This window comes from Pontimicrobium sp. MEBiC06410, assembly GCF_053601615.1.
On sequence record NZ_JBSHNT010000122.1, the window covers coordinates 1 to 26,438 of the forward strand.

Consider the following 26,438-nt stretch of genomic DNA (forward strand, 5'->3'; position numbering starts at 1 on the left):
TTTTGCATAACTAAGCTCTACAGCTTTATGTTTAAATTCTTTGGTGTAAAAATTTCGTGGTTTTGACATTGTTATTTTATTAAAGTTTATAAATATATAAACTCGCTTCTTACTGTCCTGTCAAATATAGCATGTCCAGTCAGGCCACTATCATCAAAATTGGACATCAGAAATAAGAACGCAATTTCAAAACTTTTTAAAGAATCAAACAGGACAAAATATGATTCATAGTAATGGGCCATCTTTTTAATTAGAAATGAGAAATATTAAACAAATAATAGAAAATAAAGGGAAACTAATTAGTTATAAGGATAAAAATATCAAATACCTAGAAATAGGTAATTTTAAGGATATTTCATTTAGATATGGGGTCACTAATGATGGTTGGATAATAAAAAACAACAACAACTTTTATCTCATAAAAAATAATGAAAAAAACTATATAGTATTCTTTAATATTCTTGAATTACCAAGTGATTTGATAATTAGAACAGTCAATGATAAGATTGAAGAATTAAAAGAAAATGACTTATCAATTTTTGATTTTTTTCCAATTATTCAAATAACGGAAACAGCATTTAATATGGAATCTTCCTACTGGTCAATTCTATGTTTAGACTTATTACTGAAATCAAAACTTTATAAAACAGAACTATTAGATTACCTTTACCATGAGAAAAAAGCTAAATGGATTCCTCAACCTCTAAAACATAAAATTTTAAAATATATCTCGAGGGTAAATAATGAAAATTGGGGTAATGGGGTAATGTAGTGTTCCATATGTAGGACAGGCAAAAAATAAAACAAATGTCTAGTCCGGTAGGGTAGTGTTTCAAATTAGGACATATAAAAAAAGAAATAGATAAATAATTGAAAAACAGTAGTTAGAAAAAATACTAGCTACTGTTTTTATACGTTCTTAGATATATTGAAAAAAGAGAAAGTTTGTTAGAGGCCTTAAAATAAAGATTCTACAAATCCCCGATGTAGCCTAGTATTTTTCTAGTGGAGGTACGAGTACACCGCACGGAAACAGTTATAGATATGTGTGCCAATATAAAGACCATTTAGGGAATATTCGTTTAGCGTATTCCGATTATAATGACGATAATACTATAGATATCGATGCTAGTAATGGTTACCAAAGTGAAATTGTAGAAGAACATAATTTTTACCCTTTTGGATTAAAGCAACAGGGGTATAATAACGTTATTATTGGGGAACATCATCCTTATGGATTTGGTGGAAAAGAAGAACAGAGTGAATTTAGTATGGATTGGATAGATATTACAGCACGTAATTACGACCCCGCTATTGGAGGTTGGATGAATATTGATCCTCTAGCTGAACAAATGCGTAGGCATTCCCCTTATAATTATGCTTTTAATAATCCTATTTTCTTTACAGACACAGATGGTATGGCTCCAGAAGATTGGGTAAGTAAAAATGGCGGAAAGAATTATTATTGGGATGCAAACATAACATCTGAAAAAGCTGGTGTAAAATATGGAGGTAAAACAATAAGAAAAGTAATTAAAAAAGAGGATAGCCCTTGGATTTGGAACCAATTTGAATCTCAGCCAAGCTTTGATCTTAAAAACTATTATGAAGAGCCTGTTAAAAAAAGCATATAAAGAAGCGCTTACACGTCATGTTGCAGCCCAAAAAGAAAAAAATGCTAAGTTAGAAATTGCAAGAAAAAATAAAGATGCTGATGGGTATGAAAAAGTTTTAAACGAAGCAACTACGTTTGATCCTATAGACTTGAGTTTTGCATCACAGTTTCCTGTAGGAAGTCAATATTTCTCTTTTAGAACTAATTTAGAATATGACAATGAATCGTATAATATATTAATTAGAATTCAAAAAGTAGATGAAAAAGATAGATTTGCTGATAGAATTGAATTCTTTAAAATACCTTATCAAGGAGATAGTACAGTACTTAAAGGAAGTAAAGGGAATTACTATCAATATCATTTAGGGCAAAGTTCGACTATAAGATTAATATTTGGTCCAAAAAATAAAAAAGCTTGGCGTGAATTAGGTCGCCAAGAAAAATAATTTATAATAACTATGAAACGTACTAAAATAATTTTCTTTATTATTCTTATTATATGTGGCTATTTATTATTTAAATATTATAGCTTTAAAAAATATGTCAATATATATAACGACGAATCTTCAATTTTAACAGAAAGAATCGAACATTATTCAATTAGTAGATTGGATAATGTGCCAAGTAATAATAAGGATTTTAATAAAATGCTTAAATGGTTGAAAAATAACGAGAACATTAAAAATATTTTAGAATATGGAATAAATTTTAAATATGATAGTTTTAATCAATCTCTTTCAATCTATTCTTTTGGTATTGATAAAACTGATGATAATTTAGAAAGTCCTTCTTATTCAACATCAAAAGACGAATACTCAATATTTTCTGCTAATAATGTTATAAATAACTGGAGTTTTAAGGACATTTTTTATACTAAAGGAAAAGATGTTTTACTATTTAAAATATCAGTAGAAGAAGATTACTTATGTAGGAACTTTGTAGATAATGATTTATATTCTGGAAATAGTCTATCAATCCCTTATTCAACATCATATGTTTTTTATCAAGGTAACCATAAGGTATCTGGGCAGTTAGAAAAGAAATTAAAAGAAAAAATTAGACCTTATAAGCACTTTGAATATATAAATGACAGTACAAAAATATCTTTTATTAGGTTTAAAAATGGTTCTTTTTCAACTGTCTGTTCTGATGACATAAATATTTTTGATGTTAAACTAAAAGAAATTTTAATCAGTAATAAAATTGATTACGCAATCATTCCTGTACTGAGTAGTGTTACAGATAAGGACAGGTAAAAAATAAAACAGATATCTAGTCCTAAATAACATACAGATTATTAAAGGATTAAAATTATAAATTAAAGCTGAACAATGTTAACATTGTTCAGCTTTTTTTGATTTGTATTGGAGCAACGCAATAAAATTATATCAAGAAGTTGTTACTTCTTTTTGTTTTAACATTGTCTCTAAAAAGGTTCTCGATACAATTCCTCGTTCCTGAAAAATCACTAGAACTGACGTATTACTGTTTTTTTACTTAAAATGTACAACTAGGGCTGTTATTTATCTAACCCTTTCTTCAAAACCTCCTGTATACCTTGTAAATGATCACTAAAGGCCATCATTTGACTTAATACTTGCGCCATTTCGTTTTTATCGCCAAAGCCTTTTAGTTTATTGTTTTTAACAAAAACGTCTTTAATTGTTGTCCAACGGTCAAGCTCCTCAGGAGATTGTTTATTTATAAGCTCTTTATATTTTAATAAATTGGCTTCAGCTGAAGAGGTTAAAGTTTGCGATTCGCTTTCGTAATGAGATAGTACTAAACGTTGTAATTCTTCGTCATTCATAATAGGAACAATCTTGGCAATTAATTTATTCATATCACGATACGATCCTTGTAACTTAAATGAAGGCTCTGTACGATATTCATCTTCCATAGCCGCCGATTGTATATAGGCTTGATTTACTTTTATTATTGTATCTCTAACCATAATGGCTTTCTGTAACACAGCAATATAATCTTGTACCTCTTGTTTGGTATGGTTTCCTTTTAAATTAACCTCTTGCGTATTATTTTCAACTTTATCTATAAGGGTATAAACATCTTCAAAATATTTACTACTTAATTGGTGTAATACGGGGTTAGAGGTTAATGCATTTTCAATTAAACTTAGCTTAAATAAATGAGCGGTATCTCCAATAATATCACCTAAATTATAAATATCTGCACGGTTAGCTAACATATCTGGGATTTGGAATTTATCGCCACTTTCTGTGTACGGATTCCCAGCCATAATAACGCAAAATTTCTTACCACGTAAATCATAGGTTTTAGGCTTGTTTTTGTAAACCCCTTCAATTTTTCGAGTACCATCAGAAAGGGATATAAATTTTTGTAGAAACTCTGGATTACAGTGTTGAATATCGTCTAAATAGAGCATGACATTGTCTCCCATTTCTAATGCTAAGTTTAGTTTTTTTAACTCTTCTCTAGAGGCCGAATTGTTTGCAGCCATAGGGTCTACAGAGGTAACGTCATGGCCAATAGCTGGGCCATTTATTTTCATAAATACTAATCCCAATCGGTTAGAAATGTATTCCATTAAGGTTGTTTTTCCATATCCTGGTGGCGATATTAATAATAATAGTCCCATACGGTCTGTACGTTTATTATCGCCAATAGTACCTAATTGTTTAGATAAATTATCTCCAATAATAGGGAAGTATACCTGATTTATAAGTTTATTACGAACAAAAGAGGAGAGTACTTTTGGTTTAAATTCTTCTAACTTTAGTTCTTCTTTTAACTTCTCGGTAACGTTCTGCTTTGCTTCTTTATAGTTTATAAAATTAGGAATTTCAATTGTACAGAAATGGTTTAATACCTTCGAGAAGTCATGATAATTCATGCTCCAGTTCCCTTCGTTAATAGTTACATGATTTCCTTTTAAATTTGTAACAGTTAAGGTGTCTGAAACGTTTTTAATAACAGCATTAGCAGCCGATTCAAAAAGTAGCATACAAGTTGCTTCTTCTATATAGTTTTCATTTTTATTAGCATTAGTAACAACAAAAGAGTGTAACCATTGCTGTGTTATTTGTATTTTTTCGAATAACGAACTTAATTTTTCAAGACTTAATTTATAAGTGCGTAGGGCTTCTTTTTTAGATAAGTATTTTATAAAATCTTCTTTTAAATGTAAAGCATTACTGCTATTTTGAAAAGTGTTGTTTGTTTGTAATTCTTCAAATATATAGTTCGCAATTTCTTTGTTATTTTGAGAAGGAAATAACCCTGTATTATTTGCAAATTCTTTGATACTTATGGCTAATTCCTCTATAATAAAACCATAAGCAGTACTATTAGGAAACACTTTTAAAACTTCACCAGATGTTTTTATAGACGTGTTAAATTGTGCTTGTTTGTCTTCTGGTAAACTGTGCCAAAAATACTGCGCGTAAGCTCTTACTTTTGGCGTATAGGTAAGCAGTCCTAATTCGTGATGTTGATGCACTAATGTGTGTAAGATTAAACTAGCATCTACATCGTGTACCCCTTTTACATAACCTTCGGAATATAAATTACTGCTTTCTTTTTGAACAATAGTTAGTAGTTCTTCTTTAGATTTACTTAGTAAATCTGTAGTGTTATTTAACGCAATAAAAATTTTATAAGCTAAATAAGTAGCGCGATACACCGTGTTGTTTTCTGAAACTAATTCTTGATTCCAATACTTTTGAGATTGTAAAAGGATATCGTTTGTTACTTCTTCATAAAAATCTGTCCCAGTTAAATGATAAAACAGTTTATCGTTTTTATAAACAATAGTTAAGTCTAATATTTGTTTATTAACTCCAAATTTATGTTTCCCCAGCTTAATAATGTTTTCGCCATCTTCGTAAAGCTCTTGCTTATCTTTTAGCTTACGCAAGGCATCTTCTTTTGCAACTTTTAATTGGGTTTGTATAGCTTCTGCTTTACCAACATCGTCAAGTTCTTTAAGTTGCTCAATAAGGTTTCTAACTTTGTTAATCATTAAATCGGCAGCAAAATAACCGTTTATATCTTCTATAGAAGTAAAGGTTTGTGCTTTTTTTACAACGCCTTTTAAAATACGTTCTGAAGCAGTTTGTAATGCTACTGTCCTTTTATTTCGCTTTTCAATTAATGCATTTTTACGTGCGTCGAAAGCATTATGAATCTCTTCACGTTTTTCTATTATTTGGGTAATAAAGGTTTCAAAATCTGCAAATTTACCTTCTAATTCTTCAAGCTGGATAGATGTTTTTGTTAAAAACTCATCACATTTTTCTGGTGTATTTGCTATGTCTATATAATTAATAATACTTTGGTCTATTAATTTTAACTGCGCTACAAAATCGGCTTGAGCTTCTTTACTTCCTAGCGATTTTATCTTGTTTTTAATTCCCGCTTTTAATTGATTTAATGTGGCAAAAATTAAAGAGATATTATCTATTATTTTGGTAGAATGCGAGGTGTCTTCAATTTCTAAATTGGAAACAATATCAATCAACATTTCCAAATCTGTGGTAATTTGATTGACTTCTTTTTCTAAAGCTTTTGCTTTTATAACCTTTTGTATTTCTGGTAGACTTTTTTCTTTTTCTTCTACTCGTTTATGGTACGGTTCTAAGGCTTTATCGTCTAGTAAAAACTGTACACAGCGTTTAGAAATTAAAGTGTTTTGCTCTGCAACTTGCTCTTCTAGTTCTTCTAATAAGGCTACATTTATATAACGAATATCTCGTAAGCTAATAACTTCGCCTCGTAAACTTCGCAATTGACTTAATAAACCAACAAAATCGTCTATGGATTTAAAGGAAGTACTTTTTATTTTTCCTAAAAGTGCTGATGATTTTTCGTTAATTAATTGCGTACTCTTTGCCGCTTGCTTTTTTAATTGTACTACTTTTTCAAACTCCTCAATAGCAGCATTTGCGGCTTGGTTTATTTCTAGAAGCGGTTTATTTAATTGGTAAGTTTCTTCTTCTGGTAACCAATAATAAGTGTCGTTTATGTCTTTAGATATTTTAGCAATATCATCGTAAAGCCCTGTATAATTATCTTCTTTACTTAATAATTTTATCAGTTCATAACACTCGGCCATTGCACGAACAATATCTTTATTACCTATTTTATAAAGTAAGGTGTCTTGATGTTGAGAGGGCATTAAATTGCCTTTTAAATAAGGTGTTTGCCAAATTTGAATAACATGGTGTTTTGTTTGTTCATTCTCGGTGCGGAAATAGCATAATTCACCATTGTTTAGCACCGTAAAACCGTTACAAATAATAGGGGTTTTTACCTCTTGCTCTATAATATTGTAGGACATTAATATGTAAAGCCCACGAATACTTGCATAGAATATGTATAAGAAATCTTCTCCATTTGGAGAGGCTATTTTTTTCTGAAACTTTACATCTACAGCATCGTTCTCGAATAGCTTATATTCTCCAGTTTGTAAATAATATCCGTTAGGGAAAATAAGGCCATGATCGTCTGGTAATTTTACCGCAGTATCTTTTATACTGTTAATTTTTTGTACATCTTGTAATTTATGGTTGTAAACAAAATAACGGGGGGCTTCTTGGAATGGTTTTATTTCTAAAACGACTAAATTACCTAAATCTGCAAACTTAAATTGCCCATCGTCTAAGGTTTGATCTGTATGTAAAACGGGCTCGTCTAGTATGCCTTTACCATTATCGGTATTATCTTCAATTTTAATGGTTAAATCGCCACCAACAGTTTCAACAAATACTTTGTCTAAAATAGAAATATGCGGATGTAAGCCATAGCGATGCATATCTCGCGTTACTTCTTGCCATTGAAACTCGTGTTGATTGGGGAATTGATATTCATGCTCACTTCTATTATCAACATACTCAAGCGTATCTCCTTTAATAAGCCACTTAAATGTTTTTATATCTGTATTACTTTCGCTTAACTGAAATACCATGTGTAAGTAATTACCAATAATGGCAAATTTTGAAAAGATGGTATTTCTATAATATTTATATAGATTGGTGAAATCGTTGATAAAAATAGTATCGTTTAATAGGTCTAAAGATAGGTTGTGGAAATGATTGTCTTTAAACTCGTATATGCTAAATACATCAGATAATTTTATGTCTGTGCGTAAACCAAAATGTACATTATAACCAAATATAGATGTATTACCTAAAGACACAATATCGCGCGCAATGCAATTGTTTTCGGTATTAATTCTATCGTTAGCTATTAGTTTGGTTTCGATAGTCCCAAAAACATGTTTCCTGGCATCGTTTAGTTTATGCAATTGTTCTTGTAATTGCTGTTTTTGTTTTTGCAATCTACTTTGAATAATTTCATAAGTGCCGCCATCTAATTGCTGCGAAGTATTTTGGTTGTCCATATAAGTTTTATAGCTGAATTTTGAAAAAACAAGAACCTAGAAGGTGCTTTGGTTGTTAAAAATAGGCAGAGATGTATAAACCTCATAGATTTAAAAACCTATGAGGTTTTTGAGTGTATTACGATAATTTTTTGTCTGATAAACCTAAACCTTTGGCTAGGTTAAACAAATTGCTAAATAAGCTTTCTTCTTGTGTTCCAGATGAACGTTGTTTTAAATCTACTAATAAATTAGCTACTGTTAGATTTTTAATGTCTTCTGAAGAGATACCATATTTACTAGCAAATTCTTTTACTTTATCTAAAAGGTTGCCTTTTACATCATCGCTACCTAATATAGCATCTTTAACATCTTGTATGTTATCACTATGTTGTACTAAACGATCTATACCTTTGGCTTTAGTAATTTGTCCAATAATTTGATCAAAGAACATGGTTTCTCCACCTACAATATCAATATTAGCAGCTTTTAAGGCATCACCAATAACTTGAGCTTGTGCATCTGCGATGTCTTTTTGTATGTTAATATGTGCAAGGTCTACTTTTAATTCTTTTTCTAAACGTAGTTTAAACTCTTCATGTTCTTTACCAGCACCATTAAGCTTTTTCATAGCTTCGGCCTTCTCTTCTATACCTACAGCTTCAGCTAAAGCAATTTCTTTATTACCAATTGCTTCTGCAAGTGCTTTTTCTTTAATAACTTCTGCTTCTGCAACGCCTTCTTCTTTAATAGCTGTTGCTTTTGCTAGTATACCAGCCGCTTCAGCTTTTGCTTTCTTTTCAATAATATTAGCTTCTACTAGGCCTTGACGCTCATGTGCATCTGCTTTTGCATGCATTACTTGTGCTTCAGATAAACCAATGGTTGCTTCTTCTTTAGCTGTTGCTTCTGCTAATGTTTTACGTGCTTCTGCTTCTTTTTCGCTAGCTTCTTTTTGTGCTTGCGCTTCAATGTTAATTTCCTCTGCTTTTTGTTTTGCTGCTTCTTTTTGCGCTTCTGCTGCTTTAATAGTTTTAATTAATGCTTCTTCTGCGTTAGCTTGCGCAACTGTTATTTTTACTTGCTTATCACGATCTGCAGTTTTAAAAGCTTCAATATCTTTCATGTTTTCTTGCTCTTCAACCACCCCTTTTTCTAACATCACTCTATCTCGAATAACATCTTGAATGTTTTTCTTTTCTACTTCAACAACTTTTTCTTTTTCAATTTGTGCCAGGGTTACAATACGTTCGCGCTCTGTAGCTTCTAACATTCTATCTTTTTCTACACGTTCTGTTTCTACAGCTTCAGTACGGGCTTTGTTTTTTGCAGCAACAATAATTTGACGCTCCATGTTTTCTTCGGCTACTTTAACTTTTTCTTGCGTGGCTATTCGTGCCGATTCCGATTTTAAACGCTCCTCTTCTGCTACTTTTAAAATTTCTGCTTCTTCTCGTGCTTTTATATTCGAGATTTCTCTGCGTTGTTGCTCTTCTTTTTCTGCCAATTGCTTATCTAATTCTAATATGGCTTCACGAGCTTCAACATCTTGCTTACGAATTACTTTTTCTTCGTCTCGCTTAATTAGGTTAGCTTTAACATTTTGATTAGCTGTTAATTCAGTAATCTTTTTAATGCCTTCTGCATCTAAAATATTATCTGGTTTTAAGAAGCTAACTGGGGTTTGTTCTAGATAATCTATAGCACAATCTTCTAAAGTATAGCCGTTTAAATCTGTACCAATAATATCTACAATTTCATCTCTAAATTCTCTTCTGGCTTCGTATAGCTCTGTAAATTGGAATTTTTTACCAACTGTTTTCAAGGCTTCAGAAAATTTAGCTTCAAATAATTCTTCTAATGTAGCAATGTCTGAAGCTCTTTCGCAACCAATAGTTTGAGCCACTTTTTTAATGTATTCTACTTCGTTGTTTACTCTAACAAAAAAGGCGACTTTAATGTCTGCGCGCATATTATCTTTACAAACTAATCCATCATTACCTAAACGTTCAATTTGAATCTTTTTTACAGAAATATCCATTATTTCTACACGGTGAAATACAGGAACGACGTACATACCTCTATCGGTAGCGACTTTAGTTCCTTTAAAACCAGTTCTAACTAAAGCTTCCCCTTGTGGAACCTTTTTGTAGAACATGGCAATGATTGCAAAATAAACAATAACTAGGAATAGAATGAGTCCAAATCCTATTCCTATAATTTGTGGTAAGTTATCCATAGTTTTAATTCGTGTTTAATTTAGTTTTTAGTTAATATATATACCGACATTTTTTATTTTCGGATTTTTTCTTTTTTACTAGTTTGTACTACATAGAAGTGTAAAGTTATACTTCTGAAATATATTTTTGTACATAATAAAATGATTTATCATGACTTGGTTTAATAATTAATATGGAGTCTCTAAATTGTATAGGAAACCCTTCTAGAGATTTAATATTAATGGATAGCGTATCGCCATTTACAATAATTTCTGCTGAGCCTAATTTATTGTCTTTAATATTAGATAAACATGTGCCTCGTCTTCCAATAAAATCTACGGGTGCATCTCCATCTTGATTTAAGTTTTTAAAGAAGCCTTTAAACGGTGTAGTCACTATTTTTGTTAAAATAAGAGATGGTAATATAGCTAATAGCATAAGTATAAAGCCAAATGAGTTGTCGAAGCTATGAGTTATAGATGTACTTACTGTAGTACAAATCCACCAAATAAAAATCCAACAAGTAAAAGTAAACATAAAAGGAAGTCCAACAAAATTGAAGTAGATTAATACAATTTGCCATCCTTTTAAAGATTTGCGACGTTTACCAATAACATCTTCTTTATTGACTTCGGTATTAGCAATGTCATGAAAATCTACATTGCCGCCTTCTATACCAGAATCGATATCTACATCGGCATCTACATCCACATCAACGTCTATATCGACATCGATATCTAAATCGAAATCAATACCAGAAATCATGGTAATTAGCCAATATACAATAAGAAGAAGTACAAGTATGGTTAATGTAATATTAGCGCTAGAAAATAATATGTCGGTTAGTGAAGTCAATATTAAGCTTGTTTATTGTTTTTATTTAATTTTAATTGTTCTTTAAGTTTTGCTAAATCATTTTCAGCTGCATTTTCGATGGTATTAATGGCTTTATCTATTTGGTCATCTGTACTTTCGTTGGTGTTAGCAATATCTCCATAAGCTTCAGCTAAAGCTTCTTCTTGAGAGACCTTGTCTTTCATGCGTTCCAGCATTGAAACCGTGCCAGAGCTATCCAGTTCGGACATTTGTTTGTTTAGGTTTTTGGTTGCTTTAGAGACTTTTACACGAGCTTTTAAGGTTTTTAATTCGTTTTCCCATTTTTGAATATTAGTTTTAATCTCTTTTACATTCTTTTCTAATAGGGATACAGAAGTATTTAACTTATTAACTTCGGCTTCGTGTTGATTTGATTGCTGGTTGGCTTCTTCCTTTTTTATTAAAGCTTCTTTAGCTAATCTGTCTGCCTCAGCACTATCTAAGTTACCACTTTCTGCTTTTTGCAAAATAAGCATTGCTTTTTGTTGGTAATCGTCTGCTTTATTAGCGGTATTTTCCTTATCGTTTTTTGCACGTATAGCTAAAGCTTTTACTTGAGCTAAGGATTCTATGCTTTTTTCAAGGTCACTGCGTAAATCTCTAATGCCTTGTTCGGTCATTTTAATGGGATCTTCCATTTTGTCTATAGCCGAATTTGTTTCGGACTGACCTATCTTAAATAGTCTTCTAAAAATGTTCATAATGTATTTTTTTAATATTTTGAAAAATTAATTATTTGCTCTGAATATTCACTTAATAATAAACCAAGCGAATTTAAACTACCTTCCAATTCATTTAAATCTAAATTCTCCAATTGTAAGGTGTCTCTAAAAATAACACGCTCATAAGTTTCGTCTAAAACAAAAGCGCCGTGTATAATGTCTCGATTTTTTTTAAGTAAATGCTTAAAAATTTCTTCACTAGGTTGGTTTATTTTAAAAATAAATTGCTCCATAATTAATATAGGTGAAGCAATACCTATGATTAGATTTTTAATACCAAAATCTTCTTTTTCAATAACAATGATGCCTTCGTTAATATCTTCTTTTACAATATTTACATTTAGTTCTAATAAGAAGTTTTTAGTCTTTAAATAGTGGTCATTCATTAGCTATAAATTAATAGTTTTTACAGTTTTAAATTTAGATTAATATTACAAAAATGTTTGTAATATTAAGCAGGAAATGTGGAATATAATTGCTGCCATAATTTTGGTTTTTTTCTTGTGAAATGATTCGTTTTTTTGTTGAATTATCTAAAATAATTAGCATAATTCAAAAGTATTAGCTAATATTGTTAGTGTAAATATACAATTTATTTTTCATTTTGCAAATAAAATTAGCAATTTATGTCTTTTTTTGGAAAAAATATAAAAAAAATAAGAGGAGTAAAAGGTTTGAGTCAACAAGCTTTTGCTGAGGTTTTCGATCTGAAACGTGCGACTTTAGGGGCTTACGAGGAAGGTAGGAGTGAGCCGAAGATAGAAACTATTATTAAAATTGCTAATTATTTTAGCATATCTATAGATGCATTGCTAACATCGGAATTAACTGTAAATGAATTGTTGCGCTTTAAAGGGGACTTAACAATAGCTAACGAAACTTTAGTAAGAGAGCAATTTGCAACTATTCCTTGTATTACTGAGCAAAACTCAAAAGATTATATTAAATATTTTAATAAAGAGAATTTTATTAAAGATATGCCTAAAGTGCATCTTCCAATTAATACAGAAAAGACATTTAGAGCCTTTACAGTTGCTAATCTAGAAATGACAAGTCATGATAAAGGTTTTTTTCCTAAAGATATAGTGATAGGGGAGTTTGTTCCTAAAAATATAATCAAAAAACTAAATAATGGTACTATTGTTTTAGTTTTAGTAAAGGGTGAGTTGATATTACGAAGCCTATATGTAACAAAAAACGAAATGGTATTACGTGCAGATCATAAAAATATAGAAGATAAAGTTTATGAGCTAGGAGAGGTAGATGAGTTATGGCGCATACGTTATGTTTTTTTTAAACGATTACCTGAATTTAATGATTTGTTAGAAGAGAAATTACTGTTCTTAGAACAAGAGTTCGTGAAATTAAAAAACCGTATGTAACGCTTCGTGTTATTATCAATTGAGTAATTTTTAGAATGTTTATAGCATTTTAATACATGAAAACAAGAACATAAAAAATATGAAACAATTGTTATCAGAGATTATTCAGATTGCAATAGGTATTCTTCTTGCAAGTGTTGGCTTAAAAATGTTTTTATTGCCTAATGGCTTTTTAGATGGAGGAGCCACTGGTATTGCTATTTTACTTAGCGAGATTTTCAATTTTAATATTTCGTATGTTTTATTAATTGTAAGTGTGCCATTTTTAGCACTGGCCTATTTTAGTTTAACAAAAAGAATTTTTACTAAATCGGTACTTTCTATTATTGCATTAGCAATCATTATTCATTTCGAAAACTTTACAGCAATAACAGACGATAAGTTGCTTATTGCCATATTTGGAGGTCTTTTTTTAGGTGCTGGAATAGGTTTAACCATAAAAAATGGTGCTGTTTTAGATGGTTCTGAGATATTAGGCATTTTTATAAACGACCGTTTGGGAATAAGTATAGGTAAAGTTATTCTGTTTTTTAATATTATTTTGTTTGCAGCTACTGCGTTATTGTTATCTATAGAAGTGGCCATGTATTCTATTTTAACTTTTATTGTTACTGCTAAGGTTATTGATTTAATGATTGAAGGTTTTGAAGATTATGTTGGTTTAATGATTATGTCTGAAAAAATAGATAAAATCAATCAAGAACTTATAAAAACTGTAGGTGCTGGCACGACCTTGTATCAAGGTTTAGGCGGGTTTGGTAAACGAGGGGTGCAACCTAATAAGGAAATTATTCATACGGTAATTAATAGAATAGATATTAGACGTACCTATAACTTAATTGACTCTATTGATAAAAATGCTTTTATTATTGAGTTTGATGTTAATAACATTAAAGGCGGTATTTATACCAAATTCCTTTCTAAGGAACGTTTAAAGCAGTTATCTGGAAACACTAATAAAGATAAAGTGTTAAGTACTCAAGACGTAAAAGAAATATAGAATAAACAAGTGTTGCGTTAAGTTGTTTTTATAAGATTTTGTTTCATTTTTAATAGCTTATTCTATAAATGCAACTTAAAAAGATATAGAAGATAACGCAGTTTATATTTTTCTTAAAAACCCACCGTAAAAATTATTCAATTTATGTATATTCAATGTTTATATGTAACCAGATGTAATGGAGGTAAACAAAGAATTAGAGTTAGCTTGGAGTTTTATAAATAATACAGGGAGAAATGTATTTTTAACGGGTAAAGCTGGGACAGGTAAAACGACTTTTTTACATAGACTTAAAATGGAATCCCTAAAGCGAATGGTTGTTGTTGCGCCTACAGGTGTAGCGGCAATTAATGCAAAAGGAGTAACGATACATTCGTTTTTTCAGATGCCTTTTGGACCAATTTTGCCCAACGAAGATTTAGGTAATTCTAAAGGGTTTAATAGAAAATTTAATAAAACGAAAATTAATATTATTAAATCTTTAGACCTATTAGTTATTGATGAAATTAGTATGGTCCGTGCCGATTTATTGGATGGTATAGATAAAACATTACGCCGTTTTAGAAACAAAAACAAAGTATTTGGCGGGGTGCAATTGTTAATGATTGGCGACTTACAACAGCTTTCGCCAGTAATAAAAGAGGACGAATGGCATTTGCTTAAACCGTTTTATAAAAATGCATTTTTCTTTAGCAGCCACGCATATCAAGAATGCCAAGCGGTCACCGTAGAGTTGAAGCATATTTTTAGGCAAGACAATCCCAAGTTTATAAAAATTTTAAACGAAATTAGAACCAATACTTTATCAGAAGCCTCTGCTAATGAGTTAAATAAACGCTACAAACCTAATTTTGTGCCTAACGAAGAAGATGGTTACATTTCGTTAACAACACATAATAATAGGGCAGAGCAGACCAATAATGCAGAGCTAGACAAATTAACCTCTAAAGAACAAGTATATAAAGCAAGTATAGAAGGGAAGTTTCCAGAATATGCTTACCCTAATAAAGAAGAGTTAGTATTAAAAGTTGGGGCGCAAGTTATGTTTGTTAAAAATGACAGTTCTACCGAAAAACGTTATTTTAATGGAAAGATAGGTAAGGTTATTTTATTAGATAAGGATGAAGTGGTTGTAAAATGCCCTGATGATGATTTTAATATTATAACAACTCCTGAAGAATGGGAGAATATTAACTATACAGTAGACCCAGAAACTAAAGAGATTACCGAAGATAAAATAGGATCTTACAAACAAATGCCATTGCGATTGGCGTGGTCTATTACAATACATAAAAGTCAAGGCTTAACGTTCGAAAAAGCAATTATAGATGCACAAGGTGCTTTTGCACACGGGCAAACTTACGTGGCTTTAAGTCGATGCAAATCGTTAGAAGGATTAGTTTTAAAAAGTAAAATAAACTCTAGCCATATTATTAGTGATAGCAATGTGTTATCATTTACAAAATATGCTGAAGAACATCAGCCTGATGAGAAAGACTTACAAAAATCTGAAGCTGAGTTTCAGCTAAATTTAATAGCAGAGTTATTCGACTTTTTTAAATTTTTATATCCAGTTAGGCGTATTCTAGATATCTATTATAAAAACCGAGGAAGTATTGAAGGAAATTTGGAAACACCATTAAATACAATTAAGGACAGTGTTACTAATTTGCTTAAAGTTGGGGCTAATTTTAAATCGCAACTTAATAATTTGGTTATAGAAACTAAAGGAATTCCAGAAACCAATACTGCAATTAACGAGCGTTTTGTTAAAGCTATTGCTTATTTTAAAACACAAACCGAAGACCAGATTAACACTCCATTTAACACCTTTAGTTTTACCACAGATAATAAAGCATTAGAAAAGGATATTACAAAACAGTTAGATGATTTAGAAGAGCAATTGGCTGCTAAAAAATTATACTTTAAAGGCTTATCTAATGGTTTTAATACAAAAACCTTTTTAGAGTTACGCGCCAAAACGGTATTCTTAGCTAAAGAAAAACCAAAAAAATCTAGAAAATCTGTTATAGATGGCACTACAAATATTGAGTTATTCGAATTGCTACGTGTGTTAAGAAATGAGATTGCTCAAGAAAAAGATTTAATACATTACCAAGTATTTACACAGAAAGCTTTGTACGAAATCTGCGAAACCTTACCTACTAACAAAAGTGAGTTGTTAGAAGTTAATGGTATGGGAAAAACACGTGTAGAAAAATACGGAAGTGCCATTTTAAAAGTGATTAGAGAATACTGTGATGAAAATGATATAGAAGTTTCTGAAGAAGTAGATTTATTTGAAAGCGACAAGCCAAAACGTAAAAAAGGAGATACTAAAAAAGAATCTTTAAAATTATTTCAGGACGGTAAAACAATACAAGAAATAGCTAATACTAGAGAATTAAATGAGACTACTATTATTGGGCATTTAGCTAGTTTTATACCTACTGGAGAAATCAAAATCACGGATTTAGTTTCTAAAGAGCACTACAAGGAATTAAAGGAGTTAATCCCTAAATATACCTTTGAAAATCTATCGGATTTAAAACATCAAATAGACGATAAATATACCTATGGCGAGTTGCGCTTGGTTTTGAATGAACTAAGCAAGAGCAGATAAAAGTTGTTAATATTATAATAATTAAATAATTTTGTTTAATTAATGTTTAAATTTGTTAAACAAAATTAAATTATAATTGTCTTATGAAATATTCTCAACAAAAAATTAAGATCTCATTAATCACTTTTTTAATTACGCTAACAGTTTTTGCACAAGACTTTCAGGGCAAAGCATATTATTTTTCTAAATCGACTATGGATTTAGGGCGTTGGGGAGCAAAAATGAGTGAAGTTCAAAAAAAACAAATTAAAGAGCGATTAAAAAATAGACTAGAAAAAACGTATGTATTAACCTTTAATAAGGCAGAATCTATATTTGTAGAAGATGAAAAGCTAGATGCTATATCGGGCGCTACAGATTCGTGGGGTAAAAACTTTACGGCTGGAGATCAATATAAAAATGTAAAAACGAATGTATTAATTCAAAATCAAGAATTTTATGGAAAGCGTTTTCTAGTAAAAGATAAATTACAAAAAATAGACTGGAAACTAAGTACAGAAACTAAAAAAATAGGAGATTATAATTGTTATAAAGCTACAGCTACTATGCCTACAGCTAGTTTAAAATGGTATAGCTTTTCGTGGAGCGAACTTAGGCAAAAAGAAAACCAAAAAGAAGGAGAGATGCCAATGACAGCTGTAGAAGCTTGGTATACACCACAAATTCCAATAAGTCAAGGCCCATTAGAGTATTGGGGATTACCAGGGTTAATTTTAGAAGTAAGCGCAGATAATACAACAATGTTGTGTTATAAAATAACAATAAATCCAGAAGAGAAAGTTAAAATAGAAGCGCCAGATAGAGGGAAAGAAATTGCTAAATTAGAATACAAAGAAATTATTGTAAGTAAAATGCAAGAAATGAGAAATAATAGAGGAAGACGACGATAAGTTAATTTGCATTAATTACTATAATAGAAAAAGGCTTTAAAATGTAAACTTTAAAGCCTTTTTTATATTCTATAGTTTCAAGGATTAACCTTTGATAACACCTCTAGAAATTACAATTTTTTGAATCTCTGAAGTACCTTCGTAAATCTGAGTAATTTTTGCATCACGCATTAAACGCTCTACATGGTATTCTTTAACAAAACCATTACCACCATGTATTTGTACAGCTTCAACAGTCTGTTCCATTGCTACTTTAGAGGCGTATAATTTTGCCATTGCACTAGACATATCGTAGTTATTACCTTGATCCTTATCCCATGCAGATTTCATAACTAATAGACGTGCCGCTTCAATTTCTGTAGCCATATCAGCTAATTTAAAAGCAATCGCTTGGTGGTTACAAATCTCTGTGCCAAATGCTTTACGCTCTTTAGAGTATTTAAGTGCTAATTCGTATGCACCAGCTGCAATACCTAAGGCTTGAGAAGCAATACCAATACGTCCACCAGATAAAGTTTTCATGGCGAATTTAAAACCAAATCCATCCTCACCAATTCTATTCTCTTTAGGTACTTTTACATCGTTAAATTGTAAAGTATGAGTATCACTACCTCTAATACCTAATTTGTCTTCTTTTGGTCCAACATCGAAACCTTCCATGCCTTTTTCAACAATAAAAGCATTAATACCTCTGTGTCCTTTTTCTCTGTCTGTTTGCGCAATTACTAAATAAACATCGCTACGCCCACCATTAGTAATCCAGTTTTTTGTACCGTTTAAAACGTAATGGTCTCCCATGTCTATAGCAGTAGTTTTTTGCGAAGTTGCATCACTACCAGCTTCAGGCTCACTTAAACAAAATGCTCCAATAAATTCTCCTGTAGCTAATTTAGTAAGGTACTTTTGTTTTTGTTCTTCTGTTCCATAAGATTCTAAACCATAACAAACTAATGAGTTATTTACAGAAACCATTACTGAGGCAGAAGCATCAATTTTAGATAATTCCTCCATAATAAGAACATAAGAAATAGCATCCATTCCACTTCCTCCGTATTTAGGGTCTACCATAATACCCATAAATCCTAAATCTCCCATTTTACGAACTAATTCTTGAGGAAACTCTTGTTTCTCATCACGTTCTATAACACCAGGTAATAATTCGGTTTGTGCAAAATCACGAGCAGCGTCGCGTATCATTAAATGTTCTTCTGTAAGGCTAAAATCCATAATTGTAATAATTGTTGATTTGATAAAATAAGAGTGCAAATATAGCCTTTTATTAGCGTTTATTCAACAGATATTCCTATTTTTACTTTATATGATAAAAAGCGAATATAAAGTAATAGGCGTAATGTCCGGAACATCATTAGATGGAATAGATTTAGCACTAGTTACTTTTAATTATAATAAAAATTGGAGCTTTAAAATAGGTAAAGCAGAAACAATCCCTTATCCTGAAAGTTGGATGAGTTTATTAAAGGAACTTGTCGATCATACTAAAGAAGAATTACAAAGTTTAGATACAGATTACACTATATATTTAGCAGGAGTAATAAATAACTTTGTAGAAAAGTATAATATACAAGATATTGATGCAGTTTGCTCTCATGGGCATACGGCATTACACAGACCTGAAGAGCAATTAACCTATCAAATAGGGAATTTACCTCAATTAGCAAGCTTAATACAACAAACAGTAGTTTGCGATTTTAGAGTACAAGATGTTGCTTTAGGTGGGCAAGGGGCGCCTTTAGTACCAATAGGAGATCAATTATTGTTTGCTAAATATGATTATTGTGTAAACTTAGGCGGTTTTGCTAATGTATCTACCATAATAGATTCTAAACGAATAGCTTTCGATATCTGTCCAGTAAATATTGTATTAAATGCTTATGTTTCAAAATTAGGTTTAGACTATGACGATAAAGGAGCACTAGCTTCAAAAGGAAGTGTAAAACTGGAGTTATTAAACGAGTTAAACAGTATTCCGTTTTACAAAGAAACCTATCCAAAATCATTAGGTTTAGAATGGGTAAAAGAAATCGTATTTCCGTTAATTAATAGTTTTAATCTTTCAGTAGAGAATATTTTACGAACTGTAGTTGAGCATATCGCTATTCAAATAGTAAAAGTGATTAATGAAAAAGTAGAAGCTTCGTTATTAATAACTGGAGGAGGTGTATTTAATACATTTTTAATAGAACGAATAGAGGCTTTGAGCAATCATACTAAAATAATAATACCTTCAAAAGAAACAATAGAATATAAAGAAGCTTTAATTTTTGGGTTTTTAGGCGTTTTAAAATTAAGAAACGAAACTAATTGTTTAGCGAGTGTAACAGGAGCAAGTAGGGACCATTCTTCGGGTAAAGTCTTTACTATTAAAAATGGTTAATTTGTATAGTTTAATAAAAAGGTAATTTAGTTAAATTTAAAAATATGTATGGGCTAGTAACTAAAGAAACCAATAAAAGTGTTTCAGCATTTATAGAAACAATAGAAAATTCTTCTAAAAAAGAAGATAGCAAAAAACTCTTGTCTATAATGAAAGCAATAACAGGTGTTGAACCAAAAATATGGGGAGATAATTTTATTATAGGTTTTGGTAAGTATAAATACAAGCGCAAAGGAGGTAAGGACGAGTTTGAATGGTTTAACTTAGGCTTTGCTCCAAGAAAAACGAAAATAACCATCTATTTAACGTTAGATATTAGCAAAGAAGAAGATATACTTGTAAAATTAGGGAAATGTAAATTTGGAAAAGGATGCTTATATATTAATAAATTGGCAGATGTAAATGTTGAGCTTTTAAAACAATTAATAGAAAAGAGTAAAACAAATAGGTGGCATTAATTTTTATGGAAATGAGAAAAAAGAATTCGAAATTATAGATAACTTAAATAAATTTAATAATATAAATGGCTTTATTTTTAAAGCCATTTTTAGTTTTTTATATTTGTTGCTAATAAACTGAAAAACTTTCCACTTATGAATCAGCTTTAGCTACACTTTAATAAAATTTAAAGGGATAAATTATTAAAGTTAAAGAAGAATCAATCACACTATACATGAAAGAATTATTAAAAAAGTACGAAAATAAAACACCAGAAATAATATTTAATTGGAAGGACTCTGAAACAGAAGCAGAAGGTTGGACCGTAATAAACTCTCTTAGAGGTGGTGCTGCAGGAGGAGGAACCAGAATGAGAAAAGGGTTAGATGTTAATGAAGTTTTGTCGCTTGCTAAAACTATGGAAGTGAAATTTACAGTATCTGGACCTGCCATAGGAGGAGCAAAATCGGGAATAAACTTCGACCCAAAAGATCCTAGAAAAAAAGGTGTTTTAGAGCGTTGGTATAAAGCCGTTTCTCCATTATTAAAAAGTTACTACGGAACAGGAGGAGACTTAAATGTAGATGAAATCCATGAAGTTATACCTATTACAGAAGAATCTGGAGTTTGGCACCCGCAAGAAGGTGTTTTTAATGGACATTTTAAACCAACAGAAGCCGATAAAATTAATAGAATAGGGCAGTTACGTCAAGGTGTAATTAAAGTTATTGAAAACCCAGGGTTCTCACCAGACGTAGCAAGAAAGTATACTGTAGCAGATATGATTACAGGTTACGGAGTTGCCGAAGCTGTAAAAAGCTATTACGAAATTTATGGCGGTAGCGTTGTAGGAAAACGAGCTATAGTTCAAGGATTTGGAAATGTTGGGTCTGCAGCGGCATACTATTTAGCACAAATGGGAGCCAAAATTGTTGGTATTATAGATATTTCTGGAGGAGTTATTAATGAAAACGGATTTACTTTCGAAGAAATTACTAAGTTCTTTTTAACCAAAAACGGAAATACATTAGCAACAGATAATATGATTCCGTTTGCAGAGATGAATGAGAAAATTTGGTCTTTAGAAACAGAAATATTTGCCCCATGTGCAGCATCTAGGTTAATTACTCAAGATCAAATAGATCAAATGATAAGTACTGGCTTAGAAGTAATTTCTTGTGGAGCAAATGTGCCATTTGCAGATAAAGAAATTTTCTTTGGCTCAATTATGGAACACACAGATGAGAAAGTAAGTTTAATTCCAGATTTTATTTCAAACTGTGGAATGGCTAGAGTGTTCGCCTACTTTATGGAACGTAAAGTACAAATGACAGATGAGGCCATTTTTCAAGACACATCAAACATTATAAAACAAGCAATTCAAAACGTTTACGATAAAAGTTCTAGTAAAACAGAAATAAGTAAAACGGCATTTGAAATAGCATTAAAACAATTGGTATAAAAATAAGATGGAAACAGTAATAATTTTAGTATTTGTATTTGGCTACCTAGCCATTACATTAGAGCACAATATAAAAATAGATAAATTAATTCCTGCTTTAGTTATGATGGCTATAAGTTGGGCCTTAATATCATTAGGGATAGATTCCTTTACACAATGGTTTGATTCTGCAAATCATGGATTAGTAGAAGGCTATACAGCACTAGACCATGATAGTAAAATGCACTTAATGGAGGAAACTCTACTGCACCATTTAGGAAAAACCGCAGAGATTCTGGTGTTTTTATTAGGTGCTATGACTATTGTAGAAATCATAGATTACTTCGATGGGTTTTCAACCATAAAAAGTTTTATAAGAACTAAAAAGAAATCTAAAATACTTTGGATTTTTTGTGCATTAGCATTTGTATTATCTGCAATAATAGATAACCTAACAGCTACAATTGTTTTAATATCTATTCTTCAAAAAATAGTAAAAGATAGAAGTGTACGTATTTGGTATGCAGGTTTAATTATTATAGCAGCTAATGCAGGAGGAGCATTCTCACCAATTGGAGACGTAACGACTACAATGCTTTGGATAGGCGATAAAGTATCTACAGGGCATTTATTCGGGTATTTATTTTTACCATCGTTATTATGTATGATAGTACCAGCAACAATAGCTTCTTTTTTACCAGCATTTAAAGGTGAATTAGAAGTAGAAGAAACAGAAGATAAACCTAAAAGTAGATTTAGTGGTACGATGCTATATTTAGGACTTGGTGCTATTATATTTGTGCCAATTTTTAAAGTAGTAACACACTTACCACCGTATGTAGGTATGATGCTATCTTTAGGAGTCGTAGCCATTTTTGCGGAAATATACAGTTCTTCAAAATTCAGTTTAACAGAAGTAGAAGGAGAAAGCGATGCACATGCGCACCATAGTCCAGTACACCACTCATTATCTAAAATAGAATTACCAAGTATATTATTTTTCTTAGGTATTTTAATGGCAGTAGCCGCATTAGAATCTTTAGGAACATTATTTGGTTTTGCATCAACATTAAAAACTGGAATCCCAATGATAGGAACGGAGATGGCAGGAACACAAGTATCAGATTTAGTTGTAATATTACTAGGTATAGGTTCGGCAGTTATAGATAACGTACCCTTAGTAGCAGCAAGTTTAGGAATGTTTACAGAACCATTAGATGACCAATTATGGCACTTTATAGCATACTCAGCAGGAACAGGAGGTAGTATGTTAATTATAGGTTCTGCCGCAGGAGTTGTAGCTATGGGAATGGAAAAAATAGACTTTTTCTGGTACCTTAAAAAGATCTCATGGCTAGCATTAGCAGGGTTTTTAGCAGGAGCTTTAGGATTCTTATTAACAAGAACTTTATTTTAATTATACGTAATACAAAAAACAAACGTTATACCATTATTAAAACATAAAATATGTTAAACACATTATTACAAGAAACTGCACAAGATGCAGAAGCATTAGTAGATGGAGAACCAGTAGAAAAAACGTTATCCATAATAGAGTTAATAAGTAGTAGCGGAACAGCGGGAATTGTAATTATAGCCGTATTGTTTTTGCTTTTAATAATGGCAACATATATCTATTTCGAACGATTATTTGCTGTAAAAGAAGCCTCTAAAGTAGATGCAAATTTTATGAACCAAATAAAAAACTATGTTAGTGAGGGAAAAATAGATTCAGCACAAAACCTATGTGCACAAGCAAACTCACCAGTATCACGATTAATAAGTAAAGGGATTTCAAGAATAGGAAAACCGCTAGAAGACATAAATACAGCTATAGAAAATGCAGGGCGATTAGAAGTCTACAGCTTAGAAAAAAATGTAAGTGTATTGGCAACCATTTCAGGAGCAGCCCCAATGATAGGGTTTTTAGGAACCGTAATAGGAATGATTATCTCAATTTTTGAAATTGCCAATTCTGGAGGTTCTATAGATATTAAAACACTAGCCGACGGATTATACACAGCCATGACAACTACCGTAGGAGGATTAGTTGTTGGTATTGTAGCTTATATCGCTTATAACCATTTAGTCGTGAAAACCGATAAGGTAGTCTACCAAATGGAAGCCAATTCATTAGACTTTTTAGACTTATTAAACGAACCAGTATAGTATGAATTTAAGAGGAAGAAATAAAGTAACACCAGAATTCAATATGTCATCTATGACCGATATTGTATTCCTGCTACTTATCTTTTTTATGATTGCGTCTACATTGGTATCAGCCGAAGCGATAGATTTATTATTACCAAAATCATCAAGTAAGACCACGCAAACAAAAAGTGTATCAGTAAGTGTAAATAAAAAGAACCAATACTTTGTAAACATGAAGCAAGTGCCAAAAGGACAATTAGAAGCCGAAGTGTTAGCTAAAGTAGGAGGATCAAGCACTCCAACAATAACAATACGATCCGACCAAGATGTAGAAATGAAACATGTAGTATACATCATGGACATTGCTAATAGAAATAAAATAAAATCGACACTAGCAGTAAAATCGCAATAATATATTTTCTATGAAGTATTTAGAGACCAAACACGAACGTAATTCAGCAAAAATAACAGCATTATTATTGTTTATTTTATTGCTATTACTGTTTGTAGTTGGGCCTCCATATATGGATCCTCCGCAAGAATATGGCGTTGCTATAAATTTTGGAACCCCTAGTATAGCAGATGATGTTCAACCAGATGCACCATCGAGTCCAGAAGATTCAAATGAAAATGATGTAGCAGAAGAAGATCCAGCAGTAGCAGAAGAAGCTGTAGAAGAGGATGCAGCAGAAGAAATTATAGAAGAAGATGTGGCCGAAGAAGTCGCAGAAGAAACTGTAGAAGAAGAAACGGTTGAAGAAACCGTAGAAGAAGTAGTAGAAGAACCTGTTGAAGAGACGGCTAAAGAGCAAGTAGACGAAGACCTTTTAACACAAGAAGCAGAAGAAGCTTTAAAAATAAAAGAAGCAAAGGAAGCAGAAGAACGTGCTGAAAAAGAGGCTAAAGAAAAAGCCGAGAAAGAAGCAAAAGAAAAGGCAGAAAGAGAAGCTAAAGAGGCAAAAGAAGCAAAAGAAAAAGCAGATAGAGAAGCCAAAGCTAAAGCACAAAAAGAAGCAGAAGAAGCTAAAAGAAAAGCCGATAGAATAGCAGCAGAAAAAGCTGCGAAAGCAAAAGCCGATGCAGAAGCTAAGGCAAAAGCTGCAGCCGAAGCAAAAGCCGCTGCAGATAGAGCAGCAAAGAAAAAAGCCGCTGCTGCCGCTGCCGCTGCAAAAGCTAAAGAAGGAGGAAGTGGAAGCAGTGTTGTAGACTTTAGAAAAATTGAAAATGCTCCAACTTACCCAGGCTGCGAGAGTTTAAACGGGGAAGCTAAAAGGAAATGTCTTAATGATAAAATCAAGCAATTTGTAGGGAGTAAATTCGATAAACAATTAGCTGGAGATTTAGGATTAACAGGAACGCAAAATATTGTGATTACTTTTAAAATAAACGATAAAGGTCAAGTAGTAGGTATTAGAGCGAAAGCAAAACATCCCAAATTTGAAGAAGAAGCGAAGCGTGTTACAAAGCTGTTACCAAAAATGAAACCAGGTATACAAAACGGTAAAGCAGTAACTGTATCTTATCGTTTACCGCTTAGAATCCAAACAGGAAACTAAATTTCATGCATAACGTAGCGTTTAAAATAGAATTAAAAAACAAACGCTACACCATTATCAATACACAAATATGTTAAACACATTATTACAAGAAACTGCACAAGATGCAGAAGCATTAGTAGATGGAGAACCAGTAGAAAAAACGTTATCCATAATAGAGTTAATAAGTAGTAGCGGAACAGCGGGAATTGTAATTATAGCTGTATTGTTTTTGCTTTTAATAATGGCAACATATATCTATTTCGAACGATTATTTGCAGTAAAAGAAGCCTCTAAAGTAGATGCAAATTTTATGAACCAAATAAAAAACTATGTTAGTGAGGGAAAAATAGATTCAGCACAAAACCTATGTTCACAAGCAAACTCACCAGTATCACGATTAATAAGTAAAGGGATTTCAAGAATAGGAAAACCGCTAGAAGACATCAACACAGCTATAGAAAATGCAGGGCGATTAGAAGTCTACAGCCTAGAAAAAAACGTAAGTGTTTTAGCAACTATCTCAGGAGCAGCCCCAATGATAGGGTTTTTAGGAACCGTGATAGGAATGATTATCTCAATTTTCGAAATTGCCAATTCTGGAGGTTCTATAGATATTAAAACACTAGCCGATGGATTATACACAGCGATGACTACAACAGTAGGCGGTTTAGTAGTAGGAATTGTAGCCTATATAGCCTACAACCACTTAGTCGTAAAAACCGATAAGGTAGTCTACCAAATGGAAGCGAATTCATTAGACTTTTTAGACTTATTAAACGAACCGGTATAG

The 26,438-nt window shown here is 31.6% G+C and carries 22 protein-coding genes; 16 read left to right on the forward strand and 6 right to left on the reverse strand.

The genetic code is table 11. The annotated features are described in order from the left end of the window. Positions 1-256 precede the first annotated feature (256 nt). From ACVC08_RS01325 to ACVC08_RS01340, 4 genes are all read left to right on the forward strand, one after another. Positions 257-772 (forward strand): hypothetical protein, encoded by a 516-nt coding sequence (locus ACVC08_RS01325; RefSeq protein ID WP_452600687.1) that lies wholly within the window; start codon positions 257-259, stop codon positions 770-772. Between the two features lie 274 nt (positions 773-1,046). Beyond that, positions 1,047-1,634, forward strand: a complete 588-nt coding sequence (locus tag ACVC08_RS01330) for an RHS repeat domain-containing protein (protein WP_452600688.1) — start codon at positions 1,047-1,049, stop codon at positions 1,632-1,634. Continuing rightward, positions 1,606-2,061, forward strand: coding sequence for a hypothetical protein (locus ACVC08_RS01335; protein WP_452600689.1), 456 nt, complete (start codon positions 1,606-1,608; stop codon positions 2,059-2,061). The genes ACVC08_RS01330 and ACVC08_RS01335 overlap by 29 nt, the downstream gene beginning before the upstream one ends. Positions 2,062-2,073: 12 nt before the next feature. Then, complete coding sequence (locus ACVC08_RS01340) at positions 2,074-2,871, forward strand: hypothetical protein (protein WP_452600690.1); 798 nt, start codon at positions 2,074-2,076, stop codon at positions 2,869-2,871. 263 nt (positions 2,872-3,134) lie between these two features. On the opposite strand, the gene ACVC08_RS01345 is transcribed toward ACVC08_RS01340, so the two are convergent. The 5 genes from ACVC08_RS01345 to ACVC08_RS01365 form a co-directional block, all read right to left on the reverse strand. After that, positions 3,135-7,994, reverse strand: a complete 4,860-nt coding sequence (locus ACVC08_RS01345) for a DNA repair ATPase (RefSeq protein WP_452600691.1) — start codon at positions 7,992-7,994, stop codon at positions 3,135-3,137. Positions 7,995-8,112: 118 nt separating this feature from the next. Continuing rightward, positions 8,113-10,212 (reverse strand): flotillin family protein, encoded by a 2,100-nt coding sequence (locus tag ACVC08_RS01350; protein ID WP_452598287.1) that lies wholly within the window; start codon positions 10,210-10,212, stop codon positions 8,113-8,115. Positions 10,213-10,318: 106 nt separating this feature from the next. After that, complete coding sequence (locus tag ACVC08_RS01355) at positions 10,319-10,957, reverse strand: hypothetical protein (protein WP_452600711.1); 639 nt, start codon at positions 10,955-10,957, stop codon at positions 10,319-10,321. A 92-nt stretch (positions 10,958-11,049) separates the two neighbouring features. After that, on the reverse strand, positions 11,050-11,769 hold the full coding sequence (locus ACVC08_RS01360) for a PspA/IM30 family protein (RefSeq protein WP_452600692.1): 720 nt from the start codon (positions 11,767-11,769) through the stop codon (positions 11,050-11,052). A gap of 11 nt (positions 11,770-11,780) precedes the next feature. Then, positions 11,781-12,176: a molecular chaperone Tir gene (locus ACVC08_RS01365; RefSeq protein WP_452598285.1), complete on the reverse strand. Its 396-nt coding sequence runs from the start codon at positions 12,174-12,176 to the stop codon at positions 11,781-11,783. Positions 12,177-12,416: 240 nt separating this feature from the next. On the opposite strand from ACVC08_RS01365, the gene ACVC08_RS01370 reads away from it, so the two are divergent. The 4 genes from ACVC08_RS01370 (at position 12,417) to ACVC08_RS01385 (ending at position 17,685) form a co-directional block, all read left to right on the forward strand. Further along, positions 12,417-13,172 (forward strand): helix-turn-helix domain-containing protein, encoded by a 756-nt coding sequence (locus ACVC08_RS01370; protein WP_452600693.1) that lies wholly within the window; start codon positions 12,417-12,419, stop codon positions 13,170-13,172. 79 nt (positions 13,173-13,251) lie between these two features. Further along, a complete protein-coding gene (locus ACVC08_RS01375; protein WP_452600694.1) occupies positions 13,252-14,172 on the forward strand; it encodes a YitT family protein in 921 nt (306 codons plus the stop codon). 178 nt (positions 14,173-14,350) lie between these two features. Beyond that, positions 14,351-16,795, forward strand: a complete 2,445-nt coding sequence (locus ACVC08_RS01380) for a helix-turn-helix domain-containing protein (RefSeq protein ID WP_452600695.1) — start codon at positions 14,351-14,353, stop codon at positions 16,793-16,795. Positions 16,796-16,878: 83 nt separating this feature from the next. After that, positions 16,879-17,685 (forward strand): GLPGLI family protein, encoded by an 807-nt coding sequence (locus ACVC08_RS01385; RefSeq protein ID WP_452600696.1) that lies wholly within the window; start codon positions 16,879-16,881, stop codon positions 17,683-17,685. Positions 17,686-17,769: 84 nt separating this feature from the next. Here ACVC08_RS01385 and ACVC08_RS01390 read toward each other — a convergent pair whose 3' ends face one another. Then, positions 17,770-18,912, reverse strand: a complete 1,143-nt coding sequence (locus ACVC08_RS01390; RefSeq protein ID WP_452597054.1) for an acyl-CoA dehydrogenase — start codon at positions 18,910-18,912, stop codon at positions 17,770-17,772. Positions 18,913-19,003: 91 nt separating this feature from the next. Between ACVC08_RS01390 and ACVC08_RS01395 the strand changes: the two genes are divergently transcribed. The 8 genes from ACVC08_RS01395 to ACVC08_RS01430 all read left to right on the forward strand — a co-directional run bounded on the left by ACVC08_RS01395 (position 19,004) and on the right by ACVC08_RS01430 (position 26,438). Next, on the forward strand, positions 19,004-20,080 hold the full coding sequence (locus tag ACVC08_RS01395; RefSeq protein ID WP_452600697.1) for an anhydro-N-acetylmuramic acid kinase: 1,077 nt from the start codon (positions 19,004-19,006) through the stop codon (positions 20,078-20,080). Between the two features lie 44 nt (positions 20,081-20,124). Continuing rightward, a complete protein-coding gene (locus ACVC08_RS01400) occupies positions 20,125-20,538 on the forward strand; it encodes a DUF1801 domain-containing protein (RefSeq protein WP_452600698.1) in 414 nt (137 codons plus the stop codon). Positions 20,539-20,753: 215 nt separating this feature from the next. Beyond that, positions 20,754-21,980: a Glu/Leu/Phe/Val dehydrogenase dimerization domain-containing protein gene (locus tag ACVC08_RS01405; protein ID WP_452600699.1), complete on the forward strand. Its 1,227-nt coding sequence runs from the start codon at positions 20,754-20,756 to the stop codon at positions 21,978-21,980. A gap of 7 nt (positions 21,981-21,987) precedes the next feature. Beyond that, complete coding sequence (nhaD, locus tag ACVC08_RS01410; protein ID WP_452600700.1) at positions 21,988-23,376, forward strand: sodium:proton antiporter NhaD; 1,389 nt, start codon at positions 21,988-21,990, stop codon at positions 23,374-23,376. Between the two features lie 50 nt (positions 23,377-23,426). After that, positions 23,427-24,128 carry a MotA/TolQ/ExbB proton channel family protein gene (locus tag ACVC08_RS01415; protein ID WP_452600701.1) on the forward strand — a complete coding sequence of 234 codons (702 nt, stop codon included), beginning with the start codon at positions 23,427-23,429 and terminating at the stop codon, positions 24,126-24,128. Between the two features lies 1 nt (position 24,129). Then, positions 24,130-24,522 carry an ExbD/TolR family protein gene (locus ACVC08_RS01420; protein WP_452600702.1) on the forward strand — a complete coding sequence of 131 codons (393 nt, stop codon included), beginning with the start codon at positions 24,130-24,132 and terminating at the stop codon, positions 24,520-24,522. A 10-nt stretch (positions 24,523-24,532) separates the two neighbouring features. After that, positions 24,533-25,666, forward strand: coding sequence for a cell envelope integrity protein TolA (gene tolA / locus ACVC08_RS01425; protein ID WP_452600703.1), 1,134 nt, complete (start codon positions 24,533-24,535; stop codon positions 25,664-25,666). Between the two features lie 70 nt (positions 25,667-25,736). Continuing rightward, on the forward strand, positions 25,737-26,438 hold the full coding sequence (locus tag ACVC08_RS01430; RefSeq protein ID WP_452597049.1) for a MotA/TolQ/ExbB proton channel family protein: 702 nt from the start codon (positions 25,737-25,739) through the stop codon (positions 26,436-26,438).